Below are 8379 nucleotides of genomic sequence, written 5' to 3' on the forward strand. Positions count from 1 at the left end.
GCGTGTACGCTCCTCGCGCCCCTGGACGCGTCCTTTGAGCCGTTCGGCGTCCGCGCGCCCCTGCCCGTCACGCCCCCTCGGGCGGTCGGCGTCCTCGGATCCCCTGGAACCGCGTCCTCTAGGGCGGTCGGCGTCCTCCGGCCCCCGGGAGCCACGCCCTCTGGCGCGGTCGGCGTCCTCACGTCCGGTGGAGCCCCGGCCGCGGGAGGGGTCGCCTTCGTCCCGGGAACGTCCGCGATTGCCGTCACCCTGACGTGACCGCCCGCGCGGCTCGTCCCCTCTGTCCTGACGCGACGGGCCGCGTGACTCCTCGCCACGGTCCTGACGCGACCGGCCGCGCGGCTCGTCCCCCGAATCGCGTGAGGGGCGCCCGCGGTCGTCGTCGGGGCCGAACGACTCGCGGCCGAACGGCAGGTCGAGGGGGTCGTTGCGGTCGCGTGGCCGGCGCGGAGGGTTCTCCGGCGACGCCGGGCGGCCCCCACCATCGGAACGGGTCCCGTCGGAACGGGACCCGTCTGATCGGGCGGGGCCGCCTTGGCGCCCCGCCCGTCCCGGTCCGCCCGGCGTACGACGAGCGGCGCCTGGCCCTCCTTGAGAGCCGGCGCCGCCAGCGCCGCGGCCGGGACCCTGTCCCTTGCCGCCTGATTCCCTCACCGCTCCGTGTCCGCCTCGCCCGCCTGGCCGGTGGCGCCGTCGTTCCAGGGGTTGACCTCGTCCCAGCTACGGCCCTCGCCGTTGTGCTCGGCCAGCTTGGCGATGTTCTCGGGCTGCGTCTTGAGCTGGTACTTCTGATCGAGCTGCTCGTTGACCAGCTTCGCCTCCGCGATCTCCTTGCGCAGCGTGGAGTCGGTGATGGCGTCCTGGGCGAGCATGGTGTTGAGCAGCAGCAGGCTCACCAGGCCGCCGCACAGCAGTCCGACGACGAGCAGCACGAACGGCGCCCGCTGCCGGCGCTCGGGACGGCGCCGCGGCGCGGTACGGCCCGGCCCTGCCTCGGCACGCGGGCGCCCGCCCGCCGGCCGCTTGCCCGCGGCCACGCTGCGAACCCGCTCGACGACCGGCGTCTTACCACCGGCGGCGGCACGCGCCCCCTCGGCGACCGGCGCCTTGCCACCGGCGGCGGCGCGCGCACGCTCGGCGGGCGGCGCCTCCCGGCCTGCCGCGGCACGCACGCGCTTACCTGCGGCCTCGGCGGGCCCACGCTCACCGACCGGCCGCTCACCGACCGGCCGTTTGCCGGCGGCCTCGGCGCGCCCGCGCTCACCGACCGGCCGTTTGCCGGCGGCCTCGGCGCGTGCCCGTTCGGCGGCCGACGGCTTGCCCTCGGCCTCGCGCCGCGCATCGGTACGGGGACGCGGCTTGGGCTGCTGCGTGGCCGACCGGCGCGTGCCCGCCTTGGGCACGGCGCGGCGGCCGGGAGCACCTCTGCCGGTTCCCTGCTCAGTCGTCAACACGGATCCTCTCTGCCGCCCGTAGCCGGGCCGAGGCCGCCCGCGGGTTGCGGGCGAGCTCTTCGTCGCTTGGGAGCTCGGCTCCCCTCGTCAGCAGGCGGAACCTCGGCTGGTGAGCCGGTAGCGGGACGGGCAGCCCGGGGGGGCTGGTGTCCTTGGTTCGCGCCGTGAGGGCCTGCTTGGTGAGCCGGTCCTCCAGTGAGTGGTAGGAGAGCACGACGACTCGCCCACCCAGTGCCAGCGCGTCGAGCGCCGCGGGCAGCGCCGCCTCCAGGGCGGACAGCTCCGCGTTCACCTCGATGCGCAGCGCCTGAAAAGTCCTCTTGGCGGGGTTTCCCCCAGTACGCCGGGTAGCGGCGGGAATCGCCTCGCGCACGATGTCCGCTAGCCGCTTAGTCGAGGTTATTGCCTCTTTGGCCCGTTCTTTGGTGATCAGGCCCGCGACACGCGGAGCGAACTTCTCCTCGCCGTACACGCGCAGGATGCGCGTCAGCTCGGCCGTGGAGTAGGTGTTGACCACCTGTCCCGCCGTCAGCTCCTGCGAGGTGTCCATGCGCATGTCGAGCGGGGCGTCATAGGAGTAGGCGAACCCGCGCTCGGCCTCGTCGAGCTGCGGCGAGGAGACGCCCAGGTCGAACAGGGCCCCGTCGATCACCGGGCGCCCCGCCCTGTCGAGCACCTCGGCCAGGTCGGCGGAGGAGGCGTGAACCAGGGTGGTCCTGTCCGCGTACGGGGCGAGCCTGCGGGTGGCGAAGTCTATGGCGAACGGGTCGCGGTCGATCCCGATCAGGTGCAGCCCGGGGTGGGCGGCGAGCAGGGCCTCGGAGTGGCCACCGAGTCCGAGGTTGGCGTCGACGACGACGGGAGCGGGCCCGGCGGCCGGCCGCGACAGGGCGGGCTCCAGCAGCTCCAGTACGCGCTCGAGCAGCACCGGAACGTGACCGCCCGTGCCGACGTCGTCCTGCATCTCCAACCCCCCTCTTCGCGTCCTGCTCGCGGATGACGCGTCGTTCGATCGATCTCGGCCATCGCTTCGGGTCCCCACCCGGCGCCGCCCGGCCAGGTCCCCATCCGCACCCTCTTCGTGGACGCCTGCCATCTGACACCGGGGAAGGTGCATCAGCTGCAGACAGTGGTTGCGGGTGGAGACCTCGCCGAACGACATCACCGACGGATCGACCGTGGTCCACTACAAGATCCCTGGCAGCACCTCCTCCGACAGATCGGCGAACGCCTGCTCCTGCGCGCTGAGATAGGTGTCCCAGGCCTGTGCGTCCCAGATCTCCAGCCGGGTGTTGGCCCCGATGACAACGCAGTCACGCTCCAAGCCCGCGTATTGGCGCAGACCCTGCGGGATCGTGATGCGTCCTTGCTTGTCTGGTTTCTCGTCGGACGCGCTGGCGAAGAAGACGCGGCTGTAGTCACGCACCGCCTTGGCGGTGACCGGGGCGGTGCTGAGAGCCTCGGTAATGCGCTGGAACTCCTCCACGGGAAACACGTAGAGGCATCGCTCCTGGCCTTTGGTGATCACAAGACCCTCCGCCAGCTCCTCACGGTACTTAGCCGGCAGGAACAGCCGTCCCTTGTCGTCCAGACGCGGTTGATGGGTGCCGAGGAACATCGGCCCCACCTCCCGTGCCTCGTGAAGCGCTCAGCGCTGGTGCACCGGGCTCTCCACTGCGCACCACCATACTCCACTTCTCCCCACCGTCAACTGATTCGAACCGTCTTCATCATCGGTTTCCCTTGCGTTACCGCAGGTCAGAGCGATGGGGTGGCGTGGAGGGGGGTGACCGGGCGGTCAACCCTCATGGGCGTGTCGAGGGTTTGAATCGCCGTGAAAATAGGGGCTCCGGGACGTCGGGGGGCTCCCGGTGGAGGAAAGTGGGGCGCCCGCTGGCGCCCGGCTCGTCATGAGATTCACCACGCAATCGCGCATGAGCAGGAAGATCGCCGGTGTTCGCCGGAATATCCACAAATGTCGCTCAAGAACCCACAGCGTCGTAGGGTCGTACAGACAATGGAAAAGGAATGGCATGGCTCCCGCAATGGCACCGTACCGGGACAGCCGTCGCACTTCTCATGGAGGCCTGGTGGCAGTAACCCATGACGTCCCTCCCCAGCTCGACGAGCTGGTCTCCACAGCCCACCGGATTCGGCAGGCCATCGAATCGGTGATCGAGGGAAAGAGCGACGCCGTCCGCCTCACGCTGACGGTCTTGCTCGCGGAGGGTCACCTCCTGATCGAGGACGTGCCCGGGGTCGGCAAGACGATGCTGGCCAAGGCGCTCGCTCGGTCCATCGACTGCCCGGTGCGCCGCGTGCAGTTCACCCCCGACCTGTTGCCCAGCGACATCACCGGGGTGAGCGCGTACAACCAGCAGACCCGGGAGTTCGAGTTCAAGCCGGGCCCGGTGTTCGCCAACATCGTGGTGGGCGACGAGATCAACCGTGCCTCCCCCAAGACGCAGTCCGCGCTGCTGGAGTGCATGGAGGAGCACCAGGTGACGGTGGACGGGCGGACGTACCAGCTCGACACGCCCTTCATGGTGATCGCGACCCAGAACCCGATCGAGATGGAGGGCACCTATCCCCTGCCCGAGGCGCAGCGCGACCGCTTCACCGCGCGCGTCGCGATGGGCTACCCCGAGCCGAACGCCGAGCTGGAGATGCTCGACGTGCACGGGGGCACCTCACCGCTGGACAAGCTGGAGCCGGTGGCGACGACCGCGGAGGTGCGCGCGCTGATCGAGGCCGTACGCGGCGTCTACGTCTCGCAGGCGGTCAAGAAGTACGCCATCGACCTCGTCGTGGCCACCCGCCACTCCCCCGACCTGCGGCTGGGCGCCTCACCGAGATCGACCCTGCAGCTCGTACGGGCCGCCAGGGCGCACGCGGCGCTCACCGGACGCGACTACGTCATCCCCGACGACCTGCAGGACCTGGCCATCCCCGTGCTGGCGCACCGGCTGCTGCCCAGCGTCGAGGCCCAGGGGCAGCGCCGCCTGCCCGAGCAGGTGGTGACGGATCTGATCAGGCGCGTACCGGTGCCGGAGACGCGAGCGTCGTGAGAGCCGGAATGCGGGCGCTGACCTCCAGGGGCAGGTCGTTCCTCGCCTCCGGGATCGCGGCCCTGCTCATGGCCGTCATGCTCGGGGAGAACGACCTGTTCAGGATCGGCGTCCTGGTGACGACGCTGCCGCTGCTGGCCGCGATGGTGGTGGCGCGCACGCGCTACCGGCTGAGCTGCGCCAGGCGGCTGGACCCGCCCAGGGCCGAGGTGGGCGGCGAGGCCACCGTGACCCTGCGGCTGGAGAACGTCACCAGGCTGCCCACCGGCCTGCTGCTCATCGAGGACACCGTCCCGTACGCGCTGGGCGTGCGGCCCAGGTTCGTGCTGGACCGGGTCGAGCCGCGCGGCGTGCGGGAGATCGACTACCGGGTGCGCTCGGACCTGCGCGGCCGTTACACGATCGGCCCGCTGTCCATCCGCATCGCCGACCCGTTCGGGCTGGTCGAGCTGACCCGCTCGTTCACGATCAGTGACACGCTGGTGGTGACGCCGCAGGTGGCGGCGCTGCCGCACGTACGGCTGTCGGGTGAGTGGACGGGCGGCGGCGACAGCCGTACCAGGAGTGTGGCGGCGGCGGGCGACGACGACGTGGCGCCGCGCGAGTACCGCCAGGGCGACGACCTGCGTCGGGTGCACTGGCGTTCGACGGCCCGCCACGGAGAGCTCATGGTGCGCCGCGAGGAGCAGCAGTGGCAGAGCCGCGGCGCGCTCCTGCTGGACACCCGCAGGCACGCCCACCGCGGCGAGGGCCCGCGCTCGTCGTTCGAGGTGGGGGTCTCGGCCGCGGCCTCGATCGGCGTGCATCTCGCCCGCGAGGGCCTCGGGCTGCGGCTGGTGACCGACCAGGGCGCCGAGCACCTGACCGACACGGGGCTGAGCTACTCGCTGCTCGACACGCTGGCCGTGGTACGGCACAGCCCGGCCCGTTCCCTGGAGATGGGCATCTCGGCCCTGCGCCAGGGCGGCGGCGACGGGCTGATCGTGGCGGTGCTCGGCGCGCTCGACGCCGAGGAGGCCAGGGAACTGGCCAGGCTGCGGCACAGCGGCATCACCGGCGTGGCCGTCCTGCTCGACGTGGCCACGTGGGACGGCGGCGACCGGGCCGCCGAGGAGAACTTCCAGGCCGTTCAGACGGTGCTGGCGGGGTACGGCTGGCGCATCGTCCGGCTGCCCGCGGGCACCTCGATCGCCTCCGTCTGGCAGGCCGCCGCCAATGGGGGCCGGTACTCGCTCAGCCCCGCGGGAGGAGCGGCATGAGACTGACCATCGCCTCCGGAGTGGCCGCGTTCACCGCGGCCATCCTGCTCCACCCGCTCTTCCAGTACTCGGAGTGGTTCTGGAGCTCACTCGGCGTCGTGCTGGCCGTGGTGGCGGCCGGGCTGCTGAGCAGCCGCCTGTCCCTGCCCGCGTGGGCGGCGCCGCTGGTCGCCCTGGCCGCGACGTGGATCTACCTGACCGCGTCCTTCGCCGCCGAGGAGGCGTGGGCGCTGGTGGTGCCGACGAAGGAGTCGGTGCTGGAGTTGTCCAGGCTGCTGGGCGTCGGGTGGGCCGACATCCAGCGCTTCGCGGCCCCCGTACCGGACACGGACGGCATCGTGCTGCTGACCACCGGCGGCGTGGCGATCATCGCGATCGCCGTGGACCTGCTCGCCGCGCGGGTGCGCAAGGCGGCGCTGGCCGGGCTGCCGCTGCTGGCGCTGGCCACGGTGCCGGCCACGATCCTCACCGACCCGATCAGCTGGTGGGCGTTCATCCTGGCCGCGCTCGGCTTCGTCAGTCTGCTGATCGCCGACGGGCACGAGCGGGTGGGCCACTGGGGCAGGGCGGTGCTGGTGCGCCGCACCCGCATGGCCGCCACCTCCGCGCAGAACGGCCCCCGCGCCACGGCCGACACGAGCGGCCTGCGGCTGTCGGGCAAGCGCATCGGGTTCGCCGCGATCGCGCTGGCCGTGCTGCTGCCCGCGTTCCTGCCCGTCATGGAGCCGGTCTCGTTCTTCACCTTCGGCGTGGGCGGGCGCGGTTCCGGGCCGGGCAACTCCATCAGCATCCCGAACCCGATCGCCAACCTGAAGGGCCAGCTCGAACTGCCCGAGCGGCGGGTCGTGCTGAACTACACCAACAACGACGACGCGCCCCGGTACCTGCGGATCTACGCGCTGGACACGTTCGACGGGCAGCAGTTCACCATGACGCAGCCCAAGGGCGCGCCGGAGAACAGGACGGAGAACGGGCCGCTGCCCGAGCCGCCCGGCCTCGGCCCCGAGCCCAAGATCACGAACGTCGTCACGAACGTGCAGATCAGCGAGGAGATCGCGAAGCTGCAGTTCCTGCCGCTGCCGTACCCGCCCAGGGAGATCCGGGTGGACGGCGACTGGCGGGCCGACGTGGACACGCTGATGGTCTTCTCCACGCGCGAGGAGGCCGCCGGCATCGAGTACGAGGTGGCCACCAGCGAGCCGGCGCCGACCCAGGACCAGCTCGACTCCCTCGAAGGCATCCGGCCGGAGACGGACGATCGTTTCCTGGCCCTGCCGGACGACCTGCACCCCGATATCAGGCGGCTGGCCGAAGAGGAGACGGCCGGCGCCAAGACCGACTTCGATGCGGCGATGAGGCTGCAGGAGTTCTTCACCAGGACCGGCGGCTTCACCTACAACCTGCGCACGCAGGGACACAGCAACTCGGCGCTGGCGGACTTCCTGCTGCGTGACAGGGCGGGCTACTGCGAGCAGTTCGCCGCGTCGATGGCGGTGCTGGCCAGGCTCGTGGGCATCCCGTCGCGGGTGGCGATCGGCTACACCGGCGGCACCAAGATCGACGGCCGCTGGCAGGTGGGCACGAACGACTCCCACTCCTGGCCCGAGCTGTACTTCGAGGGCGTGGGCTGGCTGCCGTTCGAGCCGACCCCCGCCGGCGCGGCCGGGCAGGGCAGCGCGCGGGTGCCGGCGTACGCGCAACCGCGGCCCACCGAGACGGAGACGTCCTCGGCGCCGACGCCCAGCAGCACGAGTTCCTCCTCCGCCGATGAGCCGCAGGACCCGGCCGCCCGGCGCAACACTCGCGAACTGGACCGCGAGGGCACGGTCGCGACCGGCACGCTGCCGCCCGACGACTCCATGCCGGTGGCCGGCCAGATCGGCATCGGGGCCGGGGTGCTGCTGCTGATCCTGCTGATGCCCGCCGCCGCGCGGCTGATCATCAGGAACCGGCGCGTACGCACCCTGGGCTGGAAGGTGTCGCAGCCGTCCGACGACCTGACGGCCAGGATGGTGTCGGGCAGGGAGCAGGCGATGACGGCTGCGGCCACATGGGCGGAGCTGGACGACGTGCTGTGCGACTACGGCATGGCGCGCGGGCCCAGCGAGACCCCGCGGGCGCTGGCGCGGCGGCTGACCCAGCAGTACGAGTTCGACACCGAGTCCGCGGCGGCCATCACCTCGATCGCCACGACGGTCGAGCGGGTGTTGTTCGCCAGGGATCCCGGCCGCGTCGAGCCCATGCGCAAGGACCTGCGCCAGGTGCGCCAGGCCCTGGCGGCGACGGTGTCACGCGGAAGGCGGCTGCGCGCGGTGCTGCTGCCCCCGTCCACGCTGCGGCGGCTGCGGATGCTGGGCGAGCGCCTGCTCGACGGGTTCGACCTGCTGGAGACGATCAGGTTGCGCCGGACGGCGGCGCAGAGGGACGGCTGAGCAACCGGACCCGGACACGCGTGCGGTCCAGGAGAGGGACCGGACCCGGACACACGTGCGGCCCGCCCCCTTCGGGGCGCATTCAAGGGGTCGTCGCAACACGGTGATCACTTGCTGGCGGCAAGCATAGCGAGCCAGATGGGTTCCGTATCCTTCCGGTTTGGGG

At 71.7% G+C, this 8379-nt stretch carries 6 protein-coding genes; 3 read left to right on the forward strand and 3 right to left on the reverse strand.

Translation table 11 applies throughout. The annotated features are described in order from the left end of the window. Positions 1–650 precede the first annotated feature (650 nt). The 3 genes from AB0I81_RS42270 to mraZ all read right to left on the reverse strand — a co-directional run bounded on the left by AB0I81_RS42270 (position 651) and on the right by mraZ (position 3072). Positions 651–1451 carry a hypothetical protein gene (locus tag AB0I81_RS42270; RefSeq protein ID WP_360669677.1) on the reverse strand — a complete coding sequence of 267 codons (801 nt, stop codon included), beginning with the start codon at positions 1449–1451 and terminating at the stop codon, positions 651–653. After that, complete coding sequence (gene rsmH, locus AB0I81_RS42275; RefSeq protein ID WP_360669680.1) at positions 1441–2418, reverse strand: 16S rRNA (cytosine(1402)-N(4))-methyltransferase RsmH; 978 nt, start codon at positions 2416–2418, stop codon at positions 1441–1443. The genes AB0I81_RS42270 and rsmH overlap by 11 nt, the downstream gene beginning before the upstream one ends. 222 nt (positions 2419–2640) lie before the next feature. Then, entirely contained in the window at positions 2641–3072 is a 432-nt protein-coding gene (mraZ, locus tag AB0I81_RS42280; RefSeq protein WP_360669683.1) for a division/cell wall cluster transcriptional repressor MraZ, read from the reverse strand. Positions 3073–3544: 472 nt separating this feature from the next. Here mraZ and AB0I81_RS42285 point away from each other — a divergent pair, with 472 nt between their 5' ends. The 3 genes from AB0I81_RS42285 to AB0I81_RS42295 are packed head-to-tail and all read left to right on the forward strand — an operon-like array spanning position 3545 to position 8213. Further along, the gene (locus AB0I81_RS42285; RefSeq protein WP_360669686.1) at positions 3545–4522 is read left to right on the forward strand and encodes a MoxR family ATPase; all 978 of its coding nucleotides are present in this window, start codon (positions 3545–3547) and stop codon (positions 4520–4522) included. Next, complete coding sequence (locus AB0I81_RS42290; RefSeq protein WP_360669689.1) at positions 4519–5781, forward strand: DUF58 domain-containing protein; 1263 nt, start codon at positions 4519–4521, stop codon at positions 5779–5781. Before AB0I81_RS42285 ends, AB0I81_RS42290 begins: the two co-directional genes overlap by 4 nt. After that, positions 5778–8213: a DUF3488 and transglutaminase-like domain-containing protein gene (locus AB0I81_RS42295; protein WP_360669692.1), complete on the forward strand. Its 2436-nt coding sequence runs from the start codon at positions 5778–5780 to the stop codon at positions 8211–8213. The genes AB0I81_RS42290 and AB0I81_RS42295 overlap by 4 nt, the downstream gene beginning before the upstream one ends. Positions 8214–8379: the final 166 nt, after the last annotated feature.

The organism is Nonomuraea sp. NPDC050404 (assembly GCF_040655495.1).
Classification (GTDB): Bacteria; Actinomycetota; Actinomycetes; order Streptosporangiales; family Streptosporangiaceae; genus Nonomuraea.

What these genes read in the sequence shown, in the direction of transcription:
- rsmH (WP_360669680.1), bottom strand. Translation starts at nt 2,418, where the DNA reads ATGCAGGACGACGTCGGCACGGGCGGTCACGTTCCGGTGCTGCTCGAG.
- mraZ (WP_360669683.1), bottom strand. Translation starts at nt 3,072, where the DNA reads ATGTTCCTCGGCACCCATCAACCGCGTCTGGACGACAAGGGACGGCTG.
- AB0I81_RS42295 (WP_360669692.1), top strand. Translation starts at nt 5,778, where the DNA reads ATGAGACTGACCATCGCCTCCGGAGTGGCCGCGTTCACCGCGGCCATC.